Below are 23,468 nucleotides of genomic sequence, written 5' to 3'. Positions count from 1 at the left end.
ATGGAACACAGAACGTACGACGAAGAGCTGACCGTCTTCCTCCCCCGCTCGCACCCGACCGACGAGGCGACCAGCGCCACCCTCATGGACCATGCGGTCTGGGGCATGCCTTCCTCCGAGGACGTGCACTCCACCGCGCCTGCGCCCAACGTTCCTCCGTCCGGCGGCCTGGGAAACCTCACGGAGGTGTGGCACGGCACCGTCCCCGAGCCTTCGGGTGCGCCGTACACCGCCGGTGCCCGACGTAGGCGCGGCGCCCTCCTGCGTCGGCTTGTCGTGGCGGGGGCCGCGCTCGCGGCTGTGCTTCTCCTGGTCCGGCAGCAGTACGGCGATCCGCTGTCGGTGACGGGAGTCACCGTACGTCCCAGCTCCTCGGCGGCTGGCTGCAACACCGTCGTAACAGTGCTGGCGACGATCCGCAGCAACGGGGAAGGCGGAACGGTGAGCTACCGCTGGCGCCGCAGCGACGGCGCAGTCACCAGCCCGGTGCAGCAGCGCATCGTCCCGGGAGCACGGCTGACCGAGGTTGCGCTCCGCTGGACCTTCAGCGGGCCCGGCTCCATGAAAGCCACCGCTGTGCTCGAGGTGCTGTCGCCGAACCCCGCCCGCGCCGAGGCCACCTTCACCTACACCTGCCAGTAAGGGCTCGCAGAGAATCAGCATGCTGACTTGATCTCTGTGGGGTTGCTGTTCGTGAGGAACGCGGTGACGTCGGTGGGTGTGCGGAACCTGGCTGTCGAGGGTCGAACGGTGTAGCCGTGGTCGGCGAGGAGGGGCTGGATTTGGTGAACGGCCCTGGTGATGGTGCTGCCGTTGACGCCGAAGAGCTGCGCGATCAGGTCTCGGGTTCCGAGTTTGCGCAGGTAGAGAACGGTGGTCAGCTTGTCCTTGGCGCCGGCTCCGCGACCCCGGATACGGTCTCCTCCTCGCTGCTGTGACCGCCCGTGTTCGCGTAGCTCATCGAGTTTCTGAGACAGCTGGTCGACGAGTTCGTCCAGTGCCGGTCCAGTCATGCCGGTCAGTTCCGGATTGGGCAGACCGCTGGCGCGGGACCGAGGCGGCAGGCCCTCGGCTGACCGCGGGTCCTCGGTCGCGCTGGCCGTGTCGCCGTGTCGTGGATGGAGGGTGTAGTTCCAGTCGCCGTGGAAGCGGTGGCGGTGCAGGGGTAGAGCGTCGATGTCTGTGTCGGTGACCTTGATGCCGGTGTCGTAGGTGCCCGGGTCGAGTTCCGCGTGGACTCTCAGCCAGTGTGGGTAGTGGTCGCCTTGATGCTGTTCACGATGACGTCGTGGCTGGTCAGTGGCTTGCCGCGCCAGCTCATGGAGATGTGGGAGAACAGCCGGTGCTCGATCTTGTTCCACTTCGAGGTGCCCGGAGGCATGTGGCAGACCGTGATCTCCAAGCCCGTCTCGGCGGCCAGGGTGGCAAGTCCAGGCGCGGGTGCGGTATCCGTTGGAGCCGCCCGCGTCCGCGGTGATCAGCAGCCGGGCGGCCTGAGGGTGGTCGTGACTGCCACGGGCTTGTCACCAGCGGCGGATCGAGGCAACGGCGAAGGCTGCCGTGTCGTGGTCGGTGCCGACGCTGACCCAGCCGGTGTTCGCGGCGACGTCGCAGATCCCGTATGGGATCGCCTTGCCGGGTCCCTGCCGGTCCAGGAAGTCATGGGTCTTGACCTGGGCCGGAGCTCCCTTCGGCTCCCACTCACGGCCACCGTTCTCGTAGAGGCCGACCAGTTCCTTCTTCTTGGTGTCCACGCTGATCACCGGGTCGCTGGCGCCCATATGCTCCTTGGCCCGGTCGTTGACGTAGTGGAACTGGGCATCCCGGTCGGGACCGTTCGCCATCAGCGGCCGGTGCGGCGGTTCGGCGCGGCCGCCATGCGCTCGTGGGGAGGAACTGGTCGACAGCCACGGCGCGACTACCTGGCCGGAACACGCCGCGACCGCACCCGCTTCTGGCCGCCCGCGGTGGCGGCCGTCGCGGGGTGCGGCCATGGTCCAGCGGCCGCTCCCGAGGGCCAAGGGCAGGGCACCCGTCAGCCCGTCAGGGACGTCCACATGGTCAGGGGCCGGTCCTCGACCGTGATCTGGTCCTCGTGGCCGTGGCCGTCGCGGATCACGATGATCCGGTACTGGTCCTGGTGGAACACCCAGAACAGACTCATGCCGTTGATCCGCTGCATGTCCGGGACCGCGAGGAATTCGTCGACCCGTGTGATCCCGGTCAGTGATCGCCACAGGTCGAGCCCTCGGTCGCCGCGCTCGAGGGCGTCCTGGTGCATCCTGCCGTCGGCGACCGAGATGAGCCGGTAGACCTGACGACCCATGAGGGTGTGGAAGACCCAGTAGCGGCTCTTGCCGTTCACCTGCTGCATGTCGGGCACCGGCAGGAAGGCGTCCACCCTTTCGATGCCGCTGAACGAGGCCCAAGCGGAGAGCGAACGGTCCGGCAGGTCGGTCCCGGCCGCCTGCTCGGGAGGGAGTCCGGACTCGGCACCGTCGGCGATCCAGATCCGCCGGTAGACCTGCCGGCCCTCGACGGTGTGGAACAGCCAGAACCGGCTGCGGCCATTGATCCGCTGTTCGTCCGGGACGGGCAGGACCGCGTCGACCTTCGTCACTCCGATGTAGCACGGCCACATGGTCAGCGGCCGGTCGGGGCGCTCGATGACGTCCGTGTGCTCGTCCCCGCCGGCGATGGAGACGGTTCGGCAGACAGCGCCGTCACTGCCCGCCCCATACGCCCAGTACCAGCTCTTGCCCTTGTCCCGTTGCATGTCGGGGATGGGCAGGAAGGCGTCGGTCGGCCGGACTGCGGTGGGCGGCTTGTCGGTGAGCCGGCCGTCACCGAGCAGCCGTAGCAGGGTCAGCGAGGGAGCGAAGGCGTAGACGGACCCCTCGGTGAAGACGAACTGGCTCAGGCTCAGCTGCGTGGTCTTGCCGGGGGTCTCGTAACTGAGCTTGCCGGCGGCGCCGACCATTCCGTCGGGGCCGGGCTTGTTGGTCCGGTTGGGTGGGAAGTCCGGGCTGTCGATCCATGCCTTCTGGATGAACTCGAACTGCTGCACAAGGTCCGACTGGTAGCAGACGAAGAGCAGGCCGCGCTTCTCGTCGGGCCCTCCGGGGCCCTCCGAGGCGGGGTCGAAGGGCGCGCCGTACGGGGCGCCGCGGCGGATGATCCGGCGGCGGTCCATCACCGGATTCTCGTCGAACGGCGGATCACCGGGCTTCTCCTGCAGGCCGTCCCGGGGGTTGGTCTTGCGCAGGTGCGAGAAGAGCGGGGTGATGAAGCCCTCGGGGTCGTTGCGGTAGCCGAAGTCGTTGTCCTCCCCGGCCAGCGCGCTGGAGGGCCGGTCGGCATTCGGGCACGTGGCGACGGGGGTGCCGGACCGCCACCGGCCGACGAGCCGGGCGGCCAGCCACTCCGTGGTGGCCTCGGGCGGCACCACCTTGGCCTGCTTGAGCGCCTTCAGCTGTCCGGCGACCTGGAACCAGAAGCCGGGGACGTCCTGGCCGAGCCGGCGCACCACCTGGAAGCTGCCGTTGTCAGCCCAGTCGGGCGTCTCGTGCGGCACGCCGCCGACCCGGTCGTGCCCGACGACGAACTCGCCGGGCGGGATCAGCCGGGTGCCGTGATGGCCCTTGACGTACTCGGGCTTGACGGGGTCCGGCTCGTCGAAGCCGATGACACCGGGCTCGCTGACGCCGTCCTTGAAGCCGAAGTGCTCCTTCCCCCTCCGGCTGCCGGACAGGGTGGCGGCGTCCTGCTGGAACACGATCACGATCTTGGCCGCGGCGCACGCCTCGCGCTGCTGTCTGACCGTCGCCTGGAGGTCCTGGACGGTGTCCGAGGCGACGGTGAGCACGGCGTGGACGACCTGGCCCTTGCCGTTGCCGAAGAGCCACATCTCCGGCGAGCTGTCGCCGGTGTCCCCGAGTGCCCGCTTGTCCGAGCCCTGCTTGAAGGCCTCCAGACCGCTGCCGGGCCCGACGGAGGGCAGCGGGTCCTTTCCGGTCAGCTCCCGCAGGCCCGCGCAGGTGAAACTGACGTTGATCCAGGTGGCCTTCAGCGCCTTCGGGTCGTCGCCGGCCGAGGCCTTCCTGGCCTTGCTGAAGGCGGCATTGAAGGTCGCCACCTGCCTCGTCGTGGAAATCTGCGGTTCCAGCGCCTTGACCCAGGTGCGCGCCCGCGCTGCATCCTCGAACTTGAGGAACAGCAGGGTCATCTGGTCCTTCTTGAAGCCGGCGATCACATCGCCCTGGATGTCGTCGCTCTCACGCAGCTTGAGATCGTCCACCATGCTCTCCCTAGAAGATCGACACCTCCACGCCGACGCTGCGCAGAGTAATCAACAACGTATGCGGCACTCCCGTGCCCTCCCGCCGACCGACTGGCCGATTGCGCCGACCGCCACCCGTTTACGCCTCGAATGTGCTGGTAGAAGGCGTGTAGAAACCTTTGGGTTGGTCGGAGTCACCCGCCTGCACGTCTCGGAGTGACAGCCGACCGGCGCGCCTCAACACTGAAGATCGTCACTGTGCGTGAACATGTGGCAGTCCTGGTGCAGCCCGTGTCAGCCGACGTGTCCCCCAGCCGGGGCCGCTGCGCCTTCCTCTCGCCAGCAAGGAGTCCCATGTCCCGCAGCAATCCGCGCCTACCCGCCCGCCGGAGGCTCGCCACGGCGATCTCGGTCTGCGCCGCCACCGCGATGGCCGTATCCATGGCCCTGGCGTCGGCAGGCCCCGTACTCGCCCACACCGGTCACGGAGACGAGGGCGATGCCGTCCCGTACGGCCCCGCCTCCCGGGCGGCGAGCGCACCGGTCACCGTCGACCCGGAGGAGGCTGCGACGCTCGGCAGGGAACACGCCGAGGAGCACGCCCGCACCCGGATGGCCATGGCCGGCGTCGGCGAGTACCCGCAGACCACCCGTACGGAGCGGCTCAAGGCGCTGACCGCCTCCCAGGAGAAGGCCAACGCGTCCTTCGACGCGGCCGAGTTCGGACGGTTCCAGGAGTACTTCCAGTCCCCGGACTTCGCGGCCCACGTCGCGCTGCTGCCCACCGGCAAGGTCCTGCTGTTCTCCTTCGAGCGGATCGAGACCAACCCGCAGAATGAGCCCGCCCCCACCCAGACCATCGGCAAGGAGAACGCCGGCCGTGCCTGGATCTGGGACCCCGCCAAGGGGACCGGCGCCGGCGCGTTCACCGAGAAGAAGCCGCCGGTCATCAACATGCCCGACGGCAAGAACGAACCCCGCCCGGCCCCGTTCTTCTGCGCTGGCCACTCCTACCTGCCCAACGGCATGCTCGGCGTCTTCGGCGGCAACCTCGGCGGCAACGGAGGCAGCGGCGCCAAGCTGTCCCTGGTCTTCGACCGTGGGCGGAGGAGTGGTACCTGAACAAGGACATGTCCGTCGGCCGGTGGTACCCGAGCGTGGTCACCGGCGCCGACGGACGCCAGGTGATCATGTCCGGTCAGTCGGAGCTCGGCTGGGGCACCCCCACCCCCGTCGTCGAGCGCTTCCCCGCTGCGACCCACCAGGTGCCCTTCGAGAAGTCGGTCAAGCCGATCGGCTGGGGAGTGGACCAGCTCAAGACCGAAGCCCCCTTCAAGTGGGACTATCCGCAGCTGTTCTCGCTGCGCGACGGGAAGATCTACGGACTCGGCCGCTCCGTGGACCAGCAATGGCTCTTCGACACCGCCGCCGACACCAAGACCGACCTGCCGAACCGCCCGGACATCAACAAGGGCAAGCCGGGCCCGGACGGCGGGGAGTGGAGGCGCAACTACGGCTCCGCCGTCCCCCTGCCGGCCGGCTTCAGAGGCCCCGACTCGGTCCTGGTCCTCGGCGGCGACCGCAACGACCCGAACACCTACCGTCTGGCCGGCGGCAAGTGGAACACCGAGAAGCCCCGCGCCTTCGGCCGCACCCAGGACGACACCCTGCTCCTGCCCGACGGCAACCTGCTCACCGTCAACGGTGCCTTCGACATCCGCGACTACGGCAACGGACCGTACAACCCCAACGCCGACCTCAAGTACCGCCAGGTCGAACTGCGCGACGAGAACGGCGACTGGAAGCTCGGCCCCGTGCAGCGGCTTCCGCGCGGCTACCACTCCAACGCCGTGGTCCTCCCGGACGGCCGAGTCATGGTCACGGGCGACGAGCTCCAGCAGCTCGCCAACGACCCCGACATCACCGACAACAACAACGGCAGCATCGAGATCTACGAGCCCGCCTATCTCCACCAGGGCAGCCGCCCCGCGCTCGGCCTGATCTTCAACCCCAGCGTCGCCTACAACGAGAAGATCACGGTCAGCACCAGCACGCCCAACGACGTCACCCGCGCCGTCCTACTGGCCCCGACCACCGCAACCCACTCGATCAACACCAGCCAGCGTCACCTCGAACTGCGCATCAAGAGCCGCAGCGGCAACTTCCTGGAGCTCCAGGCCCCACCGACCGCCGCCGCGGCCCCACCCGGTCACTACATGCTCTTCCTCCTCAACGAGGAAGGCGCACCGAGCAAGGCGGGCTGGATCCAGCTCAAGCCCCCGACGACCGCCGCCACGGGTGCCACCGCCACCAAGGTGAAGCCCGGCGACTGACACCCGTCGGCGCTCCGGGACGAGCCCCCAGCCTGGTCACGGGACACGGCTGGGGGCTCAATGCGGACAAGCCCGCGCACAGTGGACGTCGTGCGCCGGGACGCCGACGACGGCGGCCGCGCCCCGAGCGAGCGGCTGCGGGCGGGCTGAGCGCGAGCACGGCGGCGTCGGCTGCATGGGAGGCGCGGCTACCTGGAGGGACCTGCATCCATGCATGTCGCAGCTGATCGGCGGCGGCACGACGCAGGGTACCGGCAGGGCACAGGCCCGCGGCGAACTGGGCACCATGCGGCCCGAGGCATCCGGATCCGCCGAACTGACCTGGGCCGTCCGGTGGTTGACGGGACCGATTGGCTTCTGCGCCGGGGTCGTCCTGATCCTGTACGCGCAGAGGCTCACCGAGGCAGGCGGTCCCAGAACGAGCAGTGATGTGCGGAACGCGCATCGACGGGGTGGATTCCGCCTGCTCCGGGAGCCAATGACTGCACCGACCGCGCGAGAGGTGACGAAGGGCGGAGGAGAGGCCAGAGCGGTGCGTTGGAGGCGTTCGGGTTGCCGGTGCGCGCGAAGTTCGTCCAGTAGCCGACCATCCGGTCCGACAGCGCGCGCTGGGCGTCGGTCAGCGGTCGCCCGGTCGGGAGGGAGGAGAAGAGGAACGGCATCTCGAAGCCGTGCGCCGCACCGTAGGGGAAGCCCGGGTTCGCCGGTAGACCGGTGAGGACAGGAGCATCCGGATCGCTGAACTCGTAGCCGTAGAGGGGGAGGCCAGGGGCATGAGCGGCGATGGCTCGGCCGGCCGCCAGTGTGGTGCATGCGAGGGATCGATCGGTCAGCACCGTGGCCCATGCCAGTGCGGGCGTGGGGTGGTGTGCTGCCGGATACTGCGCCTCGACGGCTGGGGCAGCGAGCCCGAAGGCCTCCACCAGACGGGCGCGATAGTCGCTCTCGGTGCGGATCGGGAACGCGGCGAGCGTCAGGCCGACGAACATCCGCATCTCATCGTGGTTGGTGCCCAGGATGACCGGCACGCGGTGGAAGCGTCCCGATGCCAACGCCTGGTCCGGTGCCACGGGCAGCAGCGCATTGCCGAAGGCGGGCCGGTTGAAGGACTGCATCAGCTGCGCGGTGGCGAGGCGATCCGTGCTCTGCCCGCGCAGGCACGCCAGCACCTCGTCTCCGCCGCCCACTGGGCAGGCCAGTTGCCGGGCGGCTTCCGCACCGGCCGTCTGGACATCGTGCTGTGAGGCGAACGGCTCGTACGCCGGTATTCCGGGTCCGAGAGCGCCGCGTGGGAAGGACGTGAGGCAGGAACCGCTCTGGAGTACGGCCCGCTGGAAGAGTCCGACGGCCGTCGGCGAGGTGAGGTGTGCACAGATGCTGAGGGCGCCTGCGGACTCACCGAACAGCGTGACACTGCGCGGATCACCGCCGAAGCGCTCCGCGTTCGCCCGCACCCAGCGCAGAGCGGCCTGTTGGTCCGCCAGGCCGAACGGTGGGGCGGAGCCCAACCCGGGGTGGCCGAAGTAGCCGAAGATCCCCAACCGGTAGTTGACCGTGACGACGACCGTGTCACCCCGGACCGCCAGTTGTTCGGCGCTGTAGTCACTGCCGGAACCGCCCAGGAATGCACCGCCGTGCATCCACACCAGCACGGGCCGCTTGTGTCCTGCCGGCCTCGGCGTCGGCACGGTGACGTTGAGGTAGAGGCAGTCCTCCGATCCGAGGACCGCGCTCGTACCTGGTGTCGGCATCTGCACGCAGCGTTCAGCTGCCGTCGTCGCATCCCGGACACCGTGCCACGTGGCGGCGGGCACCGGAGCGCGCCAGCGCAGCGGTCCGGTCGGCGGCGCAGCGTAGGGAATGCCGTCGAAGGTGGTGTACGGGCCGTGTGACACACCGCGTACCAGGCCGTGGTCGGTCCGTACAACGGTACCGCTCTGCTTCGCGGAATGCGGGGAACCGGGTTGTGCGGCGGTCGCCGGCACGGCGGTGGCCGTGACGAGTGCGACCGCACAGAGCACGGGGAAGAGCACCCCACGGATCCTGGCTCTTCGGCATGGACGGGGTGCTGTCGTGGTCGGGGACATACGTACCCACCGTTCTTGGTCGGGGACGGGACCGGACGAGGCCGCACGAGGCCGCGAGGCCGCGAGGCCGCACGGGCCGGAACGAGGCCTGAGCGGTGGGGGGCTGGTGCGGACCGACGCGGTCGGTCGGTGCTCAATACGCTAGGACCTCCCGCGCACTGGAGGTTCAAGAGGCTGTGACGCAAGACACGTGGAGCATCGGTGAACTCGCCGCCGGAACGGAGGTTCCGGTGAAGACCCTCCGCTACTACTCCGACAGCGGTCTGCTGCCCGTGGCCGGCCGTAGCGCCGGTGGTCATCGGCGCTACGGTCCTGAGGCGTGGGAGCGGATCCGACTCATCAGACGCCTACGGGCCCTGGACACCCCGATCGCGACCATCACGCAGGTGGTGACCGGTGAGTGCTCCCTCGGTGAATTGGTGGCAACCGAGCTCGAAGTGGTGCAGGAACGACTGACCGAACTGCGGTGGCGCCAGGCCACGCTCAAGTCCCTGGACGACTGCACGAGCGAGGAGCGGCTCCGGCGTCTGGAGATCCTCTCCCGCGTGCAGCGGCTTCCACAGGCGCACCGCACTCTCACCGATCACTGGTATCGCGAGCTGTCCGCGACCATGCCCGAGCGCCGACTCGACATCATGATCGCCATGCTGTCACCCGCCCCGCCGCAGGACCCCGATCTCGGTTCGGCCCTGGCCTACGCCGAGCTTCATCTGCTCATCGCCACGCCCAGTTTCACCCGCTGGACTCAGGACCACGACGAAGAGATGAGGGACGCCCCGGCCTTCTACGGGGAGATCGACGATGCTGCCGTTCTGACGGCCGCCGCTGTGGCCCAGGGTCTCCCGCCCAGCGACGGGGATGAAGTGAACGCATTCGTATCCGCCCACGCACGAGCCCGGCGGGAGTCGGACACCCCCGCCTTCCGCGCATACCTGCACGGGCTGGTGTCGAGGTCATCCGGCTTCGACCCCCGCCTGGAGCGGTACTGGGCCCTCGTCGGCACCGCCACCGGCGGGCGCGTGCTGAACATGACGGTGGCTCATCGATGGCTGACCGACGGACTGTCGATTTCGATAGCCGAGAACGAGCTTTCGGAGTCGAGGGGACGGAGCTCCAAGCAACCTGCAACTGGGCACGAAAGCTGAGGGAAGCGGTGACGGCGAAGTCCTCGTCGTCCGGGCGCCGGCGCCGGAGGGAAGCGTGCCGAGGCAGGCGCCCAGGGGCACTCGTTCAGCTCGGCCTGTATCTGCGCCTCCTGGGCGTCGCGCGCAGCGATGGACGACACCCTTGCACCCTGTGGTCCATGTCACACGAGGTTCCTGTCAGCAATCGGGGCGCTGTTCCGCTCAACTCACCGAGAGCAAGCGAACCGACAGGAGCATCACATGAAGCACCGCATCGTCGTCCTCGGCGCCGGCTACGCCGGGGCCTACGTGGCCGGGACCCTGGCCCGCCGGCTGTCCCCGGCGGACACCGAGATCACCGTGGTCAACGCCGAGCCGGAGTTCGTCCAGCGGCTGCGGCTGCACCAGCTCGCGGCCGGCCAGGAGATCGAGGCTCCGAAGCTCGCCGACGTCTTCGCGGGCACGGGGATACGGCTGCGCCTGGCCCGTGTCACCGCCGTCGACCCCGAGCGCCAGGTCGTCGCCTTGGCTGGCGCTGGCGCTGGCGCTGGCGCTGACGCTGACGCCGACGCCGACGCCGACGGCGGCGGCGAGCTCGGCTACGACACGCTGCTCTACGCGCTCGGCAGCCGCGTCGCCGACCACGGCGTCCCCGGCGTGGCCGAGCACGCCCTCCACGTCACCAGTCGTCCGGAGGCGCTGCGGCTGCGCGAGCGCCTGGACAGCCTGGGCGGGCGGGGCGAAGGAGGAAGTGTGCTGGTCGTCGGCGACGGCCTGACCGGCATCGAGACCGCCACCGAGATCGCAGAGTCCCGGCCCGGCCTGTCGGTGGCGCTGATCGCCCGCGGAGAGCTGGGGGCCCCGCTCTCCGCCGGGGCCCGCAGCCACCTGCGCCAGGCCTGCGACCGGCTGGGCATCACCGTCCTGGAGCACACCAGCGTCGAAGCCGTCGAAGCGACGCGGGTCCTGTGCGCCGACGGGACCGCCCTGGCGTCCGACGCGACCGTGTGGACGGCCGGGTTCGCCGTCAACCCCATCGCCGCCGCAGCCGGGCTGGAGGTCACCGACGACGGTCGGATCGTCGTCGATCGCACCATGCGGTCACTCTCGCACCCGAACGTCTACGCCGCCGGCGACAGCGTCTACACCATCGGCGACAACGGCCGGCCGCTGCCGATGTCCTGCGCTTCGGCCGGCTTCACCGGCATGCAGGCCATGAAGGCCATCGTGGGAAGCCTGACCGGCAGCAAGGCGGCGAACGTCAAGCTCAGCTACCCGGGCAACCACATCAGCCTCGGCCGACGGGACGGGATCCTGCAGATGGTCGACGGGGAAGCGCAGGCCAAACCGAAGTGCGTGGGCGGCCGTAAGGCCGCGCGGATCAAGGCGGGCATCCTCAAGTTGTCGCTCTGGACCACCTCGCACCCGACCTTCGGCCTGCCCCAGCGCAAGCGCCGCCTGGCCGCCGCGCCGGATGGGGCCGCCGCAAGGGTGGCCGCGTAGCCCGCCTAGGGTAATCCCCGTGGACAGCACCGCCATTGACCGCTTCGACACCAGTCGGTTCGAGGCCAGCCGCAACCGGCTGGCCTCGCTCGCGTACCGGCTGCTGGGATCCGCCGCCGATGCCGAAGACGCCGTGCAGGATGCGTTCTTGCACTGGCAGGCCGCCGACCGGCAGCGGATCAAGGTGCCTGAAGCATGGCTGACCAAGGTCGTCACCAACCTGTGCCTCGACCGGCTCCGCTCGGCACAAGCCCGCCGCGAACGCGCCGTCGGCGCCTGGCTGCCCGAACCGCTCCTCGACGGCGACCCGATGCTCGGCCCGGCCGACACGTTCGAGCAGCGCGAAACGGTTTCCCTGGCCGTGCTCACTCTCATGGAACGCCTGTCACCCCTAGAGCGGGCCGTCTACATCCTGCGCGAGGCGTTCTCCTACGGCCACGCCGAGATCGCCGAGATCCTCGACATCACCGAGTCCGCAAGCCAGCAGCACCTCCACCGGGCCCGGCGCCACATCACCACGGCGCGCCGCGGCGGCGGCGAACTCGACCCGGCAGCCGCCCGCAGGGTCGTCGAGGAATTCCTCGCCGCCGCCTCCTCGGGCCGCACCGAACGACTGGTGGCGCTGCTCACCGACGACGCGACCGCGATCTCCGACGGCGCCGGCCTGACCAAGAAGCTGCTGCAGTACGACACTCCGGAGCGCATCGCCGCCATCGCAAGGGCCGGGTTCACATCCACTCCCGCGAAGCAGCGCCTTGCCGGCGGCGTCTCCGCCGTGCACTTCGCACTCGTCAACGGCGCCCCCGCCCTCCTCTTCGTGCCTGGCGGCAAGGTCGTCGGCGCGGTGACGTTCGACCTCACAGACGGCAAGATCGCAACCGTGCGCGGCATCGCCGCCCCTGCCCGCCTCCTCCGCCTCACCGACGCCTGGCGGCAACACGAACCGGACGCGCCGCTCATCACCGAGTGGTGACCCGACGCCGACCGCGGCCAGGCGCAGCACCCGCGCTGCGTTGAACCGTTCCCGGATTACCAGGCCGGGCGGGGGTTCAAGCCGGGTGCGGATGCCGTGACGCCGTGGCCGGGGCCTCGGCCCCCCGCACCCTGGCTCGCCGCCGGAACCAGGTCATCACGAGGACGAGGGCCGCTGCTGCGCCGTACGCGATGTTGCTCAGCGACGGCTGGAAGTGGAGCGTCGGGGCGAGGACGTAGACGGCGGCGCCCGCGAGGGGGATGCCGAGCCATTCCCAGCGTCCGTCCAGGGCGACAAGGGCGACCAGGAGCAGCGCGTACCAGGAGTAGCCGGGGGTGAGGAGGGCGAAGGACCAGCCGGTGACCAGGAGGGCGCCGCTCCAGGGGCGTCGAGGGTCCCCGCGCCACATCACGTACAGGGACACGCCCGCGATGACGGCGAGCAGTACGGGGAAGGCCCAGGTGTCTGGCAGGACCAGGCGCAGGAGCGAGTAGCGGGACCCGGCCGAGGGGTCGTCGTAGCCCTCCTCCTCGACGTAGCCGCCGAGGTATCCGAAGACCGAGCCGTGCGAGAGGAGGACGTACGGGAGGTAGGCGACGACGACGAGGGCCGCGGCGGGCAGCAGTACGACGGCCGCGTCGCGGACGCGGCGGACCCCGGACAGGGCGCCGGGGAGGACGACGGCCGGCATCAGCTTCGTGGCGATGGCGGCGCCGATCAGCACTCCGCCCGCCGCCCGCCGGGTCAGGGCCCGGGAGGCGACGAGGCCGAGGCCGGTGACCGCGAGGAGCACGCCCAGGACGTCGGCGTGGGCGTTGTTGACCGCCTCGATGGGAACGGCCGGGCACCAGGCCCAGTACGCGGCTTTGCGGAGGTCGTCGCCGCGCCGTCGCAGGATCGGGAGGAGTGCGCCCGTGACGCCGAGGGAGATCAGGGCGGCGCCGATCTGGAGCGGCTTGTGGCGGGAGTTGGCGGGGGAGAGGCGGTCGACGGCGAGGAAGTACGCCTCGGCGACGGGCGGGTAGATGGTGTGCACGGCGGGCCTGTTGATGCGGGTGCAGTGGCGCGTGCCGTCGGTGGGCGGGATGGCCGCAAGATCCGGGCCGGTGCAGGCGGCGCCGGTGGGGAAGAGCCAGGGGTCGCGGAGCCGGGTGAGTGCCGGGTCCTGTGGGGCGTGGTCGTAGGGGGAGACGCCGGCGGACTGGACCCGGCCGTCCCAGGCGTAGCGGTAGGAGTCGGTGCTGGTCCGCGGCGGCCCCATCAGCCCGGTCAGCGTGACGGCGACGGCCCCAGCGGCGATCAGCCACGCGGCGTGGCGGGCCGGGACCCGGCGCAGAGCCAGCAGCGCGACGGTGAAGAGCACCCAGCAGGCCGCGTACCGGCAGAACAGGCCGACGGGGCCGCTGAAATAGCCCCCGTACACGATGGTGCGGGCGAGGAGCGTCGTGAGTGCGGCAAGGGCGAGGGCGGTGGTCACCAGCGCGGTGCGAGGAGTGACGGCGGTAAGGGCTTTCACCTGCGGAATCGTTCCAGGGATCGGCTCTCCCGCAGGCCGTGCCGTCTCGGATGTCCGTGTTTCGTAAGGTGTTCCGGCAGCCTGCTCGGGCCTCGTCGGGGGTGTGATGGGGGCATGCGTTTCACCCTGCCCTCCGGGCCGCCCGTCACCTTCAAGGCGCGCCTGCACGATGCCCGTACCGCGACCGCCATCGGCCGCTGGCTCGGCCTGGCCATGGCCGTCTGCTTCGCGACCGGTGTGCTGAGCCACTACCTCCAGCACCCGCCCGGATGGCTGGCCGATTCGCTGCCGAGCCGCCCGTACTGGGGTTACCGGCTCACCCAGGGGCTGCACGTGGCCTCCGGGATCGCCGCGATCCCGCTGCTGCTCGCGAAGCTGTGGGCGGTCTACCCGCGGCTGTTCGCCTGGCCTCCGGTGCGATCGGTCCTCCACGCCCTGGAGCGGATCTCGGTGGCGGTCCTGGTCGCGGCCGGACTGTTCGAGCTGTTCACCGGGCTGCTGAACACCTTCCAGTGGTACCCGTGGCCCTTCAGCTTCGTTCCCGTGCACTACGCGGTCGCCTGGCTCCTGCTGGGATCGCTCCTGCTGCACGTCGCCGTGCAATGGCCGAAGATCCGCGACCACTTCACGCTCCGTTCCCCCGGAACCCTGACCCTGCCCGAGGCCGACGGGCCCGACCGCCGGCAGCTCCTCCTCGGCGTCACAGCCGCGGTCGGAGCAGTCACGCTCACCACGGTCGGACAGTCCGTCACCGCACTCGGCTCGCTGGAACTGTTCGGCCCGCGCAGCCCCGCCCACGGGGCCCAAGGGCTCCCTGTGAACCGAACGGCCGCCGCCGCGCGCGTCTCCGAGGCCTCCTTGGCCGACTGGCGGCTGACCGTGGACGGGCCGCGTCCCTACAGCCTCACGTTGGAGGAGCTGCGCGCCCTGCCGCAGCATGACGTCACCCTGCCCATCGCCTGCGTCGAGGGCTGGAGCAAGTCCGCGCACTGGACAGGGGTACGGGTAAGGGACCTCCTGGAGCGGGCGGGCGTCGGCCCGGACGCTCGGGCCCGGGTGGTTTCCCTCGAAGCGGCGGGCGCCTACCGGGTGATGGAGATGGGACGCCTCTACGCGCAGGACCCGCTCACGCTGCTCGCGCTGCGGCTGAACGGCGAGGTGCTGTCCCTGGACCACGGCTACCCGGCGCGGATCATCGCCCCCAACCGGCCCGGCGTCCTGCAGACCAAGTGGGTCGGCCGACTGGAGGTCGCGTGATGAACTTCCGATACGTGATGGGCGGATTCGGGCTGGTGTGCGCGGCCTGGGGCGGGTACCTGCTCCTCCAGCAGCCCGAGCCGTTGCGGATCGCCGCCTGGCTCGGGGGAGCGGTCGTGGTGCACGACGGGCTCGTCGCGCCCGTCGTGATGGCGATCGCCGCCCTCGTCGCCGCCGTGGCGGGCCCGCGCCTGCACGGGGTCATGCGCGGAGCTCTGATCGTCGCGGGCTCCCTGACCGCGATCGCGCTTCCTCCGCTGCTGCGTCCGGGGGGCGTGGCCAACCCCACCGTCCTGCCGCTCGACTATCTGCGCAACTGGCTGCTCGCCCTGGCCGCCATCGCGCTGTACACCCTCGCGCACGTCGGTGTGCGTGCCGTGGCGCGCCGGGTGGGCCGGGAGAGCCGGGAGAGCCGTCGGGCCTGATCGGGGCGGTATCGCGGAGGAGCCGCGGGGCTCGTCGATTGTTCTCGAATGGCCGCTCATACAGCTACTTCGACGGACTGGTCCGCGATCTGCTCGGCCCCGAAGGCCGGCAAGGCTGCCTGCTCGTCAACGGCGATCGAGCACGCCGCCGAGGACGACGAGGCGGCGGCCGTCGTCCGCGGTCACCTGGCCCGGTTGGAGCGGTGCATGACCCACGCGCTGGAGAACGCGGCCCGCAGGGGGCAGGTGCGCGCCTCACTGGACTGTGCCGGGAGCGCCAAGCTGCTGGTCGCCACCTGCCAGGGGCTCATGGTCGGCCAACCCGGAAGATGGCCGTCACCGTCGGCTGAAGCCCCAGACCTTCCGTCAGCCCGCCGAGGGGCGCCTGACCGAGGGTCTGGGACTCCGGGGTGGGATCCGCAGTGCTGCGGATCCCACCCGGCTGTTCGCCGCTCGGCAACCGTCAGCGCGTGAGGTGTACGAAGTGCCGGCCTGCCGTCTGCCAGGTGTCGTACGGGGTCCAGCCCGCGGACCTCGCCTCGGCGCACAGGGCGCGGGTGCCGAGCCGAGCCCACCAGAAGCAGGCTCCGCGGCCACCGGTGCCGTCCTCGACGTACACCTCGACGCGTTCGTCGACATCGGCGGTCGCCACCTCGACCAGCAGGGAGCCGCCGGGTGCGGTCAGTTCGGCGGTCCGGCGCAGCAGGGCGGCGGGGTCCCCGCCGATGCCGATGTTGCCGTCTATGAGGAGGACCGTGCCCCAGCGGCCTTCGCGGGGAAGCGGGTCGAACACCGACCGGCACAGGGCGCTGCCGCCCGCCCGCTCGGTACGGGCCACGGCCTCGGGGGTGACGTCGACACCGAGTGCCGTTTGGCCGAGCCCGGCGAGGGCAGCGACCAGGCGGCCCGGTCCGCAGCCGATGTCGAGGACGGGCCCGGTACACCGTGCCAGGACGGTGTCGTCCGCCGCGTCGGGCTCGGCGCACCACCGCTCGACGTCGAGCGGGAGCAACCAGCCGTCGCGCCGGCGGAGGAACAGCGGCCCCTGCCCGGTACGGAGGGCGTCCGCGTACGGGTCCGCCTGCCAGGTACGGGTGGCGGGCTCGGCGAGCTGGGCGGTCATCGGGCCACCGCGCACAGGCCGTGGTGCAGGGCGGCGAAGCGCGTCCGCGGGGCCGCGGCCGCGACCCGTTCCGCGTCGGCGGGCGTGTCCACGTCGCACAGCTCGGGCAGGTCCCGTACGGAAAGCCCCGCATCGGTCAGGCGCTGCCGCTGGACCTCGCCGGTGTGGGCCACGGACATGGGGACGCCGAGCAGCAGGGCCGGGTCGGGGTCGGCGAGGCCGAGGGCCCAGAACCCGCCGTCGTCGGCGGGCCCGAACCAGGCGTCCGCCTCGGTGAAGTCCAGCCCGGGCGCCAGCAGTTCCGGGGTGACCTGCGGGGTGTCCATGCCGATCAGCAGGGCCGGCCCTTCGGCCAGGGCGAACGCGGCGCCCAGCCGGACGTCCAGGCCGCCCGTACCCTGCGGGACGACCTCGATGCCGTCCGGGATCCAAGACCCCGGCTCTCCGTCGAGGACCAGGACGCGGCGCCGGGCCGGCGTGGCAAGGACCACGGCGAGGGTGTCCTGGAGTGCGGCGAGGGCCAGGTCGGCGGCCTGCTGCGGGGTGAACTGCGTGGTCAGTCTGGTCTTCACGCGCCCGGCGACGGGAGCCTTGGCGATGACGAGGAGGGTGCTCATGCGGAGATCCCCTCGGCCGGTGCGGGGCGGGCGCCCGGCGGCTCGGCCAGGACCTTGCGCATGTCCCTTACGGCGTTCCAGGTGCCCCGCCAGGTCCCGGTGACCTTGGACTTCCCCGAGCGGGGCAGGTACGGGATGTCCGTCTCGGCCACCCGCCAGCCCGCGTCGGCGGCCCGCACGACCATCTGGAGCGGATAGCCGCTGCGCCGGTCGGTCAGGCTCAGGCCGAGCAGTGCCTCACGGCGGGCGACCCGCATCGGTCCGAGGTCGTGGAGCCGCAGTCCGGTGCGGCGGCGCAGCATGCGGGCCAGGGCGATGTTTCCGGCACGCGCGTGCGCGGGCCAGGCGCCGCGGCCCTGCGGGCGGCGCCGACCGAGCAGGAGATCCGCCTCGCCGGCCGCGACCCGCTCGGCCATGGGCGCGAGCAGGCCGGGGTCCATGGAGGCGTCGCAGTCGCAGAAGCAGACCAGCTCGGCGCGTGCGGCGAGCAGGCCGGCGTGGCAGGCGGCGCCGAAGCCGCGCCGGGGCTCGTGCACGACGGTGGCGCCGAGGGAGCGGGCGATGTCGGCCGAGCCGTCGGTGGAGCCGTTGTCGACGACGATGGCCCGCCACCCGGCCGGCACCCGCGCCAACACCCAGGGCAGGGCTTCCGCCTCGTCGAGGCACGGCAGTACGAGGTCCGCGCGGGGCGGACGGCAAGCAGAAGGAGTCACCCTCCACACCGTAGGAACCGAAGGGAGGAGAAAGGTGCCGGAAGACCTTACGAAACGCGGACACCGCGTCGCACGGCGGCAGGCCCAGGTCCACGCGGCACCGCACGGTGTCACTCTGGAGGCATGGCATCCAGCAACGAAACCGACCGGGGCCCGGCCTCCGGCGACGCCGCGGACCGGGTCTTGGCGGTGGACGGCGACCCGCCCGTCCTGCGCCGGGCATCGTCGGCCGTCCCGGCCGGCGAGCCCCTGCTCGTGGCGGCCGGCCTGACCGTAGACCCCGCTGCCCGGCGAGCGACACGGGTTCGACACCGGCTGGCGGGGCAGTCAGGCCCGTACCCCTCCCTCGGGCGTGGGCCTGGGCCTGGGCCTGGCCCCGGCGATCGTCCGGGGCATCGTCGAGGCCCACTCCGGGCGCGCGGACGTTCATCACGTGCCCGGCGGCTGCCGCTTCGAACTGAGCCTCCCCGCACCTGCGTAGGCCGTTCCGGTCGGATCGCGGAATCGAAATCGGCGACGACCGATGAGTTCCTTCATGATCCACAGTCAGAGATCATGGTGGGTGTGCGGCAGGCGGGTATGTGCCCGGCGCCCATCGACCTAATCTGCTGAGAACCGGACACCAGATACCGAGGAACCCAGATGCGTACCTTGATCAGCACCGCCTTCATCTCCCTCGACGGCGTCGTGGAGGGCCCGGGTGGGGAGCCCGGCTACCGCAACTCCGGATGGACCTTCAAGGACGTCGAGTTCCTCCCCGAGGCATTCGAGATCAAGGGGCGGGAGCAGAAAGAAGCCGCCGCGATGCTGCTGGGCCGGAGCAGCTACGAGGCGTTCAGCCCAGTGTGGCCCGACATGGCGGACTTCGCCGACTACAAGGTGATGCCGAAGTACGTCGTCTCCACCACCCTCGCCGAGGACGACCTGGTGTCGAACTGGGGCGAGACCACGATCCTGCGCTCCCTCGACGAGGTCGCCGCGCTGAAGGAGACCGAGGGCGGCCCGATCATCGTCCACGGCAGCGCAGCGCTGAACCAGAGCCTCTCGGACGCGGGCCTGATCGACCGCTACCACCTGCTCGTCTTCCCGCTCCTGCTCGGAGCCGGCAAGCGTCTGTTCAGCGGCACGGACAAGGACACCCAGAAGCTGAAGCTCGTCGAGCACGAGGCCTACGCCAACGGGCTGCAGAAGAACGTCTTCGACGTCGTCCGCTGAGACGGCCTTCACGCGCAGCCCGTTGCGGAACCGGCCGACGACGTCGGCCGGTTCCGGGACTCAGCCGGTCACACCGGCCGACTCGCGCTGGCCGGCCCGGGCGAACTCGGTCATCCCTTCGGCGAAGCCGACCGTCGGACGCCAGCCCAGCTCCTTGCGCAGGCGGGCGGAGTCGGCGGTGATGTGCCGTACGTCGCCGAGGCGGAACTCACCCGTCACCACCGGAGCGGGTCCGCCGTGCGCCGCGGCGAGCTCGGCGGCCATCTCGCCGACCGTGTGCGGTTCCCCGCTGCCGGTGTTGTACGCGGTCAGAGCCCCAGCCTCCCGGGTACCGACCGCCTCAAGTGCCACGGCATTGGCCGCGGCCACATCCGTGACGTGGACGAAGTCCCTTCGCTGCGCGCCGTCCTCGAAGACCCGCGGGGCTTCGCCCCGGGCGAGCGAGGAGCGGAAGAAGGAGGCCACCCCGGCGTACGGGGTGTCGCGCGGCATCCCCGGCCCGTACACGTTGTGGTAGCGCAGCGACACCGCCCGACCCTCCACGCACCGGGCCCAGGACGCCGCAAGGTGCTCCTGGGCCAGCTTCGTCGTCGCGTAGACATTGCGCGGATCCGTCGGGGCGTCCTCGCCGACCAGGCCCGGCGCGAGTTCGGCTCCGCAGTCGGGGCAGCGGGGTTCGAACCGGCCCGCCGTCAGGTCCTCGGTCCGACGCGGCCCGGGGCGTACCGTTCCGTGCCGTTCGCACGTGTACCGGCCCTCCCCGTAGACCACCATCGATCCGGCGAGCACGAGTTCCAGCGCCCCGGCGGCCGCCATCTCCGCGAGCAGCACCGCCGTCCCGAGATCGTTGCAGCCGACGTAATCGGGGGCGTCCGCGAAGTCCTTGCCGAGGCCGACCATGGCCGCCTGGTGGCACACCGCGTCGATTCCGCGGAGCGCGGCCCGGACCGCGTCGGCGTCCCGTACGTCGGCGCGAACGAACTCGGCGTCGGGCAGGGGCGGTGTGCCGGGGTGGGCGGCGGGCAGCAGGGCGTCGAGGACGACGGGCTCGTGCCCGCGGGCCGTGAGGGCGGTGACGATGTGGGAGCCGATGAACCCGGCCCCTCCGGTGACGAGTACGCGCATGCTCCGGACGCTACGCAGTGGGGAACCCACGAGGGGGCTCCCACGCCTGCACGTAAGACTTCCGTCATACGGGAGCGGCGCAGACTGCGGCGAGGCGTGACGGCCAGGTGGCTTCCCACGGGAGGTCAGTGGTGACCGAGGTGGTCGTGGTCCTTCCAGATGCCGTCGCCCGGCATGTCGAGGCGGGCGGTGAGCGGTCGGCGCCACGGGGGAGTGGAGGTGGGTTCGCCCCAGTAGTCGGTGACCCGTACGGCCCGGCCGTCGCGGAGCTCGGCGATGGTGACGTTGCGGTAGAGGCGGCCGTCGCCGTAGTCGCAGGTCCATTCCACGACGATCACGTCGTCGTCGAGGCGCAGCCGTCGTCCCACTTCGAGCGTGAGCTCGGGGAAGTTCCCCTCGACCTCACCGATGAGCTTGCTGCCGCGGACGACCTCGCCCATCTGGGGCCACTGCCGCTCGACCTCCGGGGCGAGCGGCACCCCGAGGATGTAGGCGAGGCGGGTGCGGCCGTTCGATTCCGGTGTCGGCTCGTTCATTGCCATCAGACCTTCCTGTGCGGTGGGCGGCGTACCGGATGCGGCGCGTGTCGTGGAGCGCCGGAGCCGTCGACCACGCTGCCGATGTGGAGGCGGACCCGGCGGCCGGTGCCGCCCTCATCGTCGTCGGAGCCACCAGGAGACCACTCCAGGAATGCGGTGCCGGACAGGTGCACGGTGTGCCCCGTGGCGAAATCGGCGAACAGCAGGGCCGCGTCGGGGTACGGGCCGGTCGCGCGGGTCCAGGTCAGCGCCGATGGGGGCCGCACCTGGACGGAAGCCGAGGTGGCTCCGAGGGAGCGGCGCGCGTGGGCATGGCAGGCATGGCACTGCGACTGGACGGCCACCCCAGGGACGCACACCCTCATCGCGCGCGCCACGGATGCCGAAGGACACGCCCAAACCGCGAGGGCTTCGCCGACAACCTCGTCCAGCACGTTCCGGTCCTGTGCTGCTGATCAAGGCCGTTCCGCGTCCGCCGGTCGAAGGGTGTGCCGGGCCGCGGGACGGTCCGGCGTACGGCGGGGGTCGGCAGTCCGGGTGACGGCGGACTCGACGGAAGCCACGCGGTCCGCCAGGAGCCCGAGGGCGGCGACCGCGCGCGTGAGCGGGTCGGCTTCGGGGCCGCCGAGGCTCCGGGGCGGGGTGGCGAGATCATGGTCTGACCGGGGTGCGGGGCGCTTGTAAAAAGCGGCGGCAGTCGCGGAATGGCCGGTCCCGCGCGGGACGACGGCTTGAAGGGAGCCGTAGGCGAATCGTCTATGTCAGCTCTTCGTGCGGCTTCGGAGGCGCCCCCGGGAGTGGAGGCGTGCCAGCCGGCGTTGCTCCCGCCGTGCCCACCGGCGGACGCGCTCGGGGTCCAGAGGCGTGCCGTGGCCGACGTGGAGGCGGCTGGGGCCGAGATCGAGCATGGCGCGCAGGCTCGTGAGGTTGCCCAGGGGGTCGTCATGGAAGGGCGGGTTCGCCGGCTTGCCGGGGATGAGGCCCATGAAGGAGTTGGCCACGAGGTCACCGGCGACGAGGTCCCCGTCCTCGGTGAGAACGGAGACGGAACCTGCGGTGTGGCCCGGGGTGGGCATGATCCGTCCCGCCAGCCCGAAGTCCGACAGGTCGGTTTCGCCGCTGATCAGGATCCCGGGTTCGAACGGGTCCGCCGCGACGTGGAGCTTCCTGTTCCTGTTCATCAGGCGACCCATCGGCCCCGTCGGGAGGTACGGCATCAGCGGCCGGCCGGTACGGAAGGGTTCGAGGTCGGCCGTGTGCCCGGCGACGGGTGCGCCCGTGAGGCGGTGCAGTTCCGCTGCGGAGCCGAAGTGGTCGATGTGGCCATGGGTGATGACGATCAGGGCGAGGTCGGCGGGGTCCACTCCGTGATCGGCGATCCGGTCGTGGATGAGGCGTCCGCTGCCCGGCGTACCGGCGTCGACGAGGACGGGGCGTCGGCCCAGCAGCAAGTAGGCGTTGACCGCGTGATTGCCGAGCACCGGAATCGGAATGATCTTCGTGCCGGACATGATGGCCTTTCGTGTAGGGGCCGGGCGTGGGCATGCCTCGGCATCCGCCGGCCGCGAGCAGAGCCGGGCGGGCAGTGAGGGTGGGCGGTAAGGGATGGGCCGGCTTCAGCGGAAGCGGCGGCGGTATTCGGCGGGGGTCGTCCCCAGATGCCGTTGGAAGCACCGGTGGAGGGTCTGCAGGGAGCCGAGGCCGCTGGCGGTGGCCACCTGCGGCAGACCGGCGTCGCTCTCCTCGAGGAGGCGCCGTGCGGCCTCCAGCCGGGCCGACTCCACGTAGGCGGCGGGCGTGGTGCCGGTGCGCTGCGCGAAGAGCCGGGAGAAGTGCCGCGTGCTGAGGCTGAGGCGCTGGGCGAGAGCCTCGGCGGAGAGGTCCGCGTCGGGGTGTTCGGTGATCCACTGACGGAGTTCGCCGATGCGGTCGTCAGCGGGTGCCCGGACGGAAAGGGGCACGCTGAACTGGCTCTGGCCGCCGGAGCGTTTGACGTACATGACCATCATGCGCGCGGTGGCGAGCGCGAGGGCCTGACCGTGGTCCTCGGCCACCATCGCCAGTGCCATGTCCATCCCCGAGGTGATCCCGGCACAGGTCCATACCGAACCGGAGCGGATGAAGATCGGATCGGGGTCCACGTCGACCTCTGGATGCGCGGCGGCCAGTTGCGCCGCCGTGAGCCAGTGGGTGGTGGCGGTCCGGCCGTCCAGCAGACCGGCCGCGGCCAGCAGATGGGCGCCGGCGCACACCGATCCGGTACGCCCCGCCCGCGGTGCCGCCGTACGGAGCCAGCCGGTGACCACCGGATCGACGACGGCCTGGACGCCACCCCCTTCGTGGTGAGAGACCGCCCCGGACACCAGGAGGGTGTCGACGCGGCCGGTCACCTCGTCCAGCCGCAGGTCGGAGTGGACCCGCAGGCCGCTGGAGGTGGCCACCGGACCGCCGTCCTCCGTGGCGACCTGGACGGAGTAGCCGGGGAACCCTCCCTCGGAGACCCTGGACGCGACCGAGAACACCTCGGCGGGACCTGTGATGTCCAGGAGCTCCACGCCGGGGAAGGCGACGATGACGACACGGTGGGCTGCGGGCATGCACTGATCCTCGTTCCCCTGCCCTGGTGTCTGCAATGACGA

The 23,468-nt window shown here is 71.0% G+C and carries 20 protein-coding genes and 4 pseudogenes; 11 read left to right on the top strand and 13 right to left on the bottom strand.

Features of this window, described 5'->3' with window-relative positions:
* Entirely contained in the window at positions 1 to 642 is a 642-nt protein-coding gene (locus ACFY04_RS37040) for a hypothetical protein (RefSeq protein ID WP_389124080.1), read from the top strand.
* A 14-nt stretch (positions 643 to 656) separates the two neighbouring features.
* Here ACFY04_RS37040 and ACFY04_RS37035 read toward each other — a convergent pair whose 3' ends face one another.
* The 3 genes and pseudogenes from ACFY04_RS37035 to ACFY04_RS37025 all read right to left on the bottom strand — a co-directional run bounded on the left by ACFY04_RS37035 (position 657) and on the right by ACFY04_RS37025 (position 4,300).
* Positions 657 to 1,013: a transposase family protein gene (locus tag ACFY04_RS37035; RefSeq protein ID WP_389124209.1), complete on the bottom strand. Its 357-nt coding sequence runs from the start codon at positions 1,011 to 1,013 to the stop codon at positions 657 to 659.
* A 99-nt stretch (positions 1,014 to 1,112) separates the two neighbouring features.
* A pseudogene (locus ACFY04_RS37030) lies at positions 1,113 to 1,832 on the bottom strand (ISAzo13 family transposase); the annotation flags it as partial.
* 203 nt (positions 1,833 to 2,035) lie between these two features.
* Complete coding sequence (locus ACFY04_RS37025; protein WP_389124077.1) at positions 2,036 to 4,300, bottom strand: Dyp-type peroxidase; 2,265 nt, start codon at positions 4,298 to 4,300, stop codon at positions 2,036 to 2,038.
* Positions 4,301 to 4,633: 333 nt separating this feature from the next.
* Between ACFY04_RS37025 and ACFY04_RS37020 the strand changes: the two genes are divergently transcribed.
* The gene (locus tag ACFY04_RS37020; RefSeq protein ID WP_389124074.1) at positions 4,634 to 5,401 is read left to right on the top strand and encodes a hypothetical protein; all 768 of its coding nucleotides are present in this window, start codon (positions 4,634 to 4,636) and stop codon (positions 5,399 to 5,401) included.
* A gap of 8 nt (positions 5,402 to 5,409) precedes the next feature.
* Complete coding sequence (locus ACFY04_RS37015; RefSeq protein WP_389124071.1) at positions 5,410 to 6,612, top strand: galactose oxidase-like domain-containing protein; 1,203 nt, start codon at positions 5,410 to 5,412, stop codon at positions 6,610 to 6,612.
* A gap of 395 nt (positions 6,613 to 7,007) precedes the next feature.
* On the opposite strand, the gene ACFY04_RS37010 is transcribed toward ACFY04_RS37015, so the two are convergent.
* Positions 7,008 to 8,645 carry a carboxylesterase/lipase family protein gene (locus ACFY04_RS37010; protein ID WP_389124068.1) on the bottom strand — a complete coding sequence of 546 codons (1,638 nt, stop codon included), beginning with the start codon at positions 8,643 to 8,645 and terminating at the stop codon, positions 7,008 to 7,010.
* Positions 8,646 to 8,875: 230 nt separating this feature from the next.
* On the opposite strand from ACFY04_RS37010, the gene ACFY04_RS37005 reads away from it, so the two are divergent.
* The 3 genes from ACFY04_RS37005 (at position 8,876) to ACFY04_RS36995 (ending at position 12,299) form a co-directional block, all read left to right on the top strand.
* Positions 8,876 to 9,844: a MerR family transcriptional regulator gene (locus ACFY04_RS37005; RefSeq protein ID WP_389124065.1), complete on the top strand. Its 969-nt coding sequence runs from the start codon at positions 8,876 to 8,878 to the stop codon at positions 9,842 to 9,844.
* A 240-nt stretch (positions 9,845 to 10,084) separates the two neighbouring features.
* Positions 10,085 to 11,326, top strand: a complete 1,242-nt coding sequence (locus tag ACFY04_RS37000; protein WP_389124062.1) for an NAD(P)/FAD-dependent oxidoreductase — start codon at positions 10,085 to 10,087, stop codon at positions 11,324 to 11,326.
* 19 nt (positions 11,327 to 11,345) lie between these two features.
* Positions 11,346 to 12,299 carry a sigma-70 family RNA polymerase sigma factor gene (locus tag ACFY04_RS36995; protein ID WP_389124059.1) on the top strand — a complete coding sequence of 318 codons (954 nt, stop codon included), beginning with the start codon at positions 11,346 to 11,348 and terminating at the stop codon, positions 12,297 to 12,299.
* Between the two features lie 76 nt (positions 12,300 to 12,375).
* Here ACFY04_RS36995 and ACFY04_RS36990 read toward each other — a convergent pair whose 3' ends face one another.
* A complete protein-coding gene (locus ACFY04_RS36990; RefSeq protein WP_389124055.1) occupies positions 12,376 to 13,815 on the bottom strand; it encodes a glycosyltransferase 87 family protein in 1,440 nt (479 codons plus the stop codon).
* 114 nt (positions 13,816 to 13,929) lie between these two features.
* Here ACFY04_RS36990 and ACFY04_RS36985 point away from each other — a divergent pair, with 114 nt between their 5' ends.
* A complete protein-coding gene (locus ACFY04_RS36985; protein ID WP_389124053.1) occupies positions 13,930 to 15,072 on the top strand; it encodes a molybdopterin-dependent oxidoreductase in 1,143 nt (380 codons plus the stop codon).
* On the top strand, positions 15,072 to 15,497 hold the full coding sequence (locus ACFY04_RS36980; RefSeq protein WP_389124050.1) for a hypothetical protein: 426 nt from the start codon (positions 15,072 to 15,074) through the stop codon (positions 15,495 to 15,497). Before ACFY04_RS36985 ends, ACFY04_RS36980 begins: the two co-directional genes overlap by 1 nt.
* Before the next feature lie 463 nt (positions 15,498 to 15,960).
* On the opposite strand, the gene ACFY04_RS36975 is transcribed toward ACFY04_RS36980, so the two are convergent.
* The 3 genes from ACFY04_RS36975 to ACFY04_RS36965 are packed head-to-tail and all read right to left on the bottom strand — an operon-like array spanning position 15,961 to position 17,950.
* Positions 15,961 to 16,620, bottom strand: coding sequence for a class I SAM-dependent methyltransferase (locus ACFY04_RS36975; protein WP_389124047.1), 660 nt, complete (start codon positions 16,618 to 16,620; stop codon positions 15,961 to 15,963).
* On the bottom strand, positions 16,617 to 17,237 hold the full coding sequence (locus ACFY04_RS36970; RefSeq protein WP_389124044.1) for a DUF2064 domain-containing protein: 621 nt from the start codon (positions 17,235 to 17,237) through the stop codon (positions 16,617 to 16,619). The genes ACFY04_RS36975 and ACFY04_RS36970 overlap by 4 nt, the downstream gene beginning before the upstream one ends.
* Positions 17,234 to 17,950 (bottom strand): glycosyltransferase family 2 protein, encoded by a 717-nt coding sequence (locus ACFY04_RS36965; protein WP_389124041.1) that lies wholly within the window; start codon positions 17,948 to 17,950, stop codon positions 17,234 to 17,236. The genes ACFY04_RS36970 and ACFY04_RS36965 overlap by 4 nt, the downstream gene beginning before the upstream one ends.
* A gap of 304 nt (positions 17,951 to 18,254) precedes the next feature.
* On the opposite strand from ACFY04_RS36965, the pseudogene ACFY04_RS36960 reads away from it, so the two are divergent.
* Both ACFY04_RS36960 and ACFY04_RS36955 read left to right on the top strand, forming a co-directional pair.
* Positions 18,255 to 18,431 (top strand): annotated as a pseudogene (locus ACFY04_RS36960) (two-component sensor histidine kinase); the annotation flags it as partial.
* Between the two features lie 161 nt (positions 18,432 to 18,592).
* Positions 18,593 to 19,165 carry a dihydrofolate reductase family protein gene (locus ACFY04_RS36955; protein ID WP_389124038.1) on the top strand — a complete coding sequence of 191 codons (573 nt, stop codon included), beginning with the start codon at positions 18,593 to 18,595 and terminating at the stop codon, positions 19,163 to 19,165.
* A 60-nt stretch (positions 19,166 to 19,225) separates the two neighbouring features.
* Here ACFY04_RS36955 and ACFY04_RS36950 read toward each other — a convergent pair whose 3' ends face one another.
* Together ACFY04_RS36950 and ACFY04_RS36945 are read right to left on the bottom strand one after the other, a co-directional pair.
* The gene (locus tag ACFY04_RS36950; protein WP_389124035.1) at positions 19,226 to 20,290 is read right to left on the bottom strand and encodes an NAD-dependent epimerase/dehydratase family protein; all 1,065 of its coding nucleotides are present in this window, start codon (positions 20,288 to 20,290) and stop codon (positions 19,226 to 19,228) included.
* A 125-nt stretch (positions 20,291 to 20,415) separates the two neighbouring features.
* Positions 20,416 to 20,832 (bottom strand): nuclear transport factor 2 family protein, encoded by a 417-nt coding sequence (locus ACFY04_RS36945; protein WP_389124033.1) that lies wholly within the window; start codon positions 20,830 to 20,832, stop codon positions 20,416 to 20,418.
* A 78-nt stretch (positions 20,833 to 20,910) separates the two neighbouring features.
* On the opposite strand from ACFY04_RS36945, the pseudogene ACFY04_RS36940 reads away from it, so the two are divergent.
* Positions 20,911 to 21,168 (top strand): annotated as a pseudogene (locus tag ACFY04_RS36940) (hypothetical protein); the annotation flags it as partial.
* Between the two features lie 116 nt (positions 21,169 to 21,284).
* On the opposite strand, the pseudogene ACFY04_RS36935 reads toward ACFY04_RS36940, so the two are convergent.
* The 3 genes and pseudogenes from ACFY04_RS36935 to ACFY04_RS36925 form a co-directional block, all read right to left on the bottom strand.
* A pseudogene (locus ACFY04_RS36935) lies at positions 21,285 to 21,464 on the bottom strand (hypothetical protein); the annotation flags it as partial.
* Positions 21,465 to 21,590: 126 nt separating this feature from the next.
* On the bottom strand, positions 21,591 to 22,340 hold the full coding sequence (locus tag ACFY04_RS36930; protein WP_389124031.1) for an MBL fold metallo-hydrolase: 750 nt from the start codon (positions 22,338 to 22,340) through the stop codon (positions 21,591 to 21,593).
* A gap of 105 nt (positions 22,341 to 22,445) precedes the next feature.
* Positions 22,446 to 23,426 carry a GlxA family transcriptional regulator gene (locus ACFY04_RS36925; protein ID WP_389124029.1) on the bottom strand — a complete coding sequence of 327 codons (981 nt, stop codon included), beginning with the start codon at positions 23,424 to 23,426 and terminating at the stop codon, positions 22,446 to 22,448.
* Positions 23,427 to 23,468: the final 42 nt, after the last annotated feature.

It is taken from the genome of Streptomyces sp. NPDC001549, assembly GCF_042894025.1.
Lineage (GTDB): Bacteria > Actinomycetota > Actinomycetes > Streptomycetales > Streptomycetaceae > Streptomyces > Streptomyces kutzneri.
Note: the sequence above shows the minus strand (reverse complement) of the source record. Positions and strands in the feature narration are given on the sequence as shown.

Bases quoted from the DNA above. Each gene is read 5' to 3' on its own strand.
- ACFY04_RS37040 (WP_389124080.1), top strand. From the start codon at position 1: ATGGAACACAGAACGTACGACGAAGAGCTGACCGTCTTCCTCCCCCGC.
- ACFY04_RS37035 (WP_389124209.1), bottom strand. From the start codon at position 1,013: ATGACTGGACCGGCACTGGACGAACTCGTCGACCAGCTGTCTCAGAAA.
- ACFY04_RS37025 (WP_389124077.1), bottom strand. From the start codon at position 4,300: ATGGTGGACGATCTCAAGCTGCGTGAGAGCGACGACATCCAGGGCGAT.
- ACFY04_RS37020 (WP_389124074.1), top strand. From the start codon at position 4,634: ATGTCCCGCAGCAATCCGCGCCTACCCGCCCGCCGGAGGCTCGCCACG.
- ACFY04_RS37015 (WP_389124071.1), top strand. From the start codon at position 5,410: ATGTCCGTCGGCCGGTGGTACCCGAGCGTGGTCACCGGCGCCGACGGA.
- ACFY04_RS37000 (WP_389124062.1), top strand. From the start codon at position 10,085: ATGAAGCACCGCATCGTCGTCCTCGGCGCCGGCTACGCCGGGGCCTAC.
- ACFY04_RS36985 (WP_389124053.1), top strand. From the start codon at position 13,930: ATGCGTTTCACCCTGCCCTCCGGGCCGCCCGTCACCTTCAAGGCGCGC.
- ACFY04_RS36980 (WP_389124050.1), top strand. From the start codon at position 15,072: ATGAACTTCCGATACGTGATGGGCGGATTCGGGCTGGTGTGCGCGGCC.
- ACFY04_RS36975 (WP_389124047.1), bottom strand. From the start codon at position 16,620: ATGACCGCCCAGCTCGCCGAGCCCGCCACCCGTACCTGGCAGGCGGAC.
- ACFY04_RS36970 (WP_389124044.1), bottom strand. From the start codon at position 17,237: ATGAGCACCCTCCTCGTCATCGCCAAGGCTCCCGTCGCCGGGCGCGTG.
- ACFY04_RS36955 (WP_389124038.1), top strand. From the start codon at position 18,593: ATGCGTACCTTGATCAGCACCGCCTTCATCTCCCTCGACGGCGTCGTG.
- ACFY04_RS36950 (WP_389124035.1), bottom strand. From the start codon at position 20,290: ATGCGCGTACTCGTCACCGGAGGGGCCGGGTTCATCGGCTCCCACATC.
- ACFY04_RS36945 (WP_389124033.1), bottom strand. From the start codon at position 20,832: ATGGCAATGAACGAGCCGACACCGGAATCGAACGGCCGCACCCGCCTC.
- ACFY04_RS36930 (WP_389124031.1), bottom strand. From the start codon at position 22,340: ATGTCCGGCACGAAGATCATTCCGATTCCGGTGCTCGGCAATCACGCG.
- ACFY04_RS36925 (WP_389124029.1), bottom strand. From the start codon at position 23,426: ATGCCCGCAGCCCACCGTGTCGTCATCGTCGCCTTCCCCGGCGTGGAG.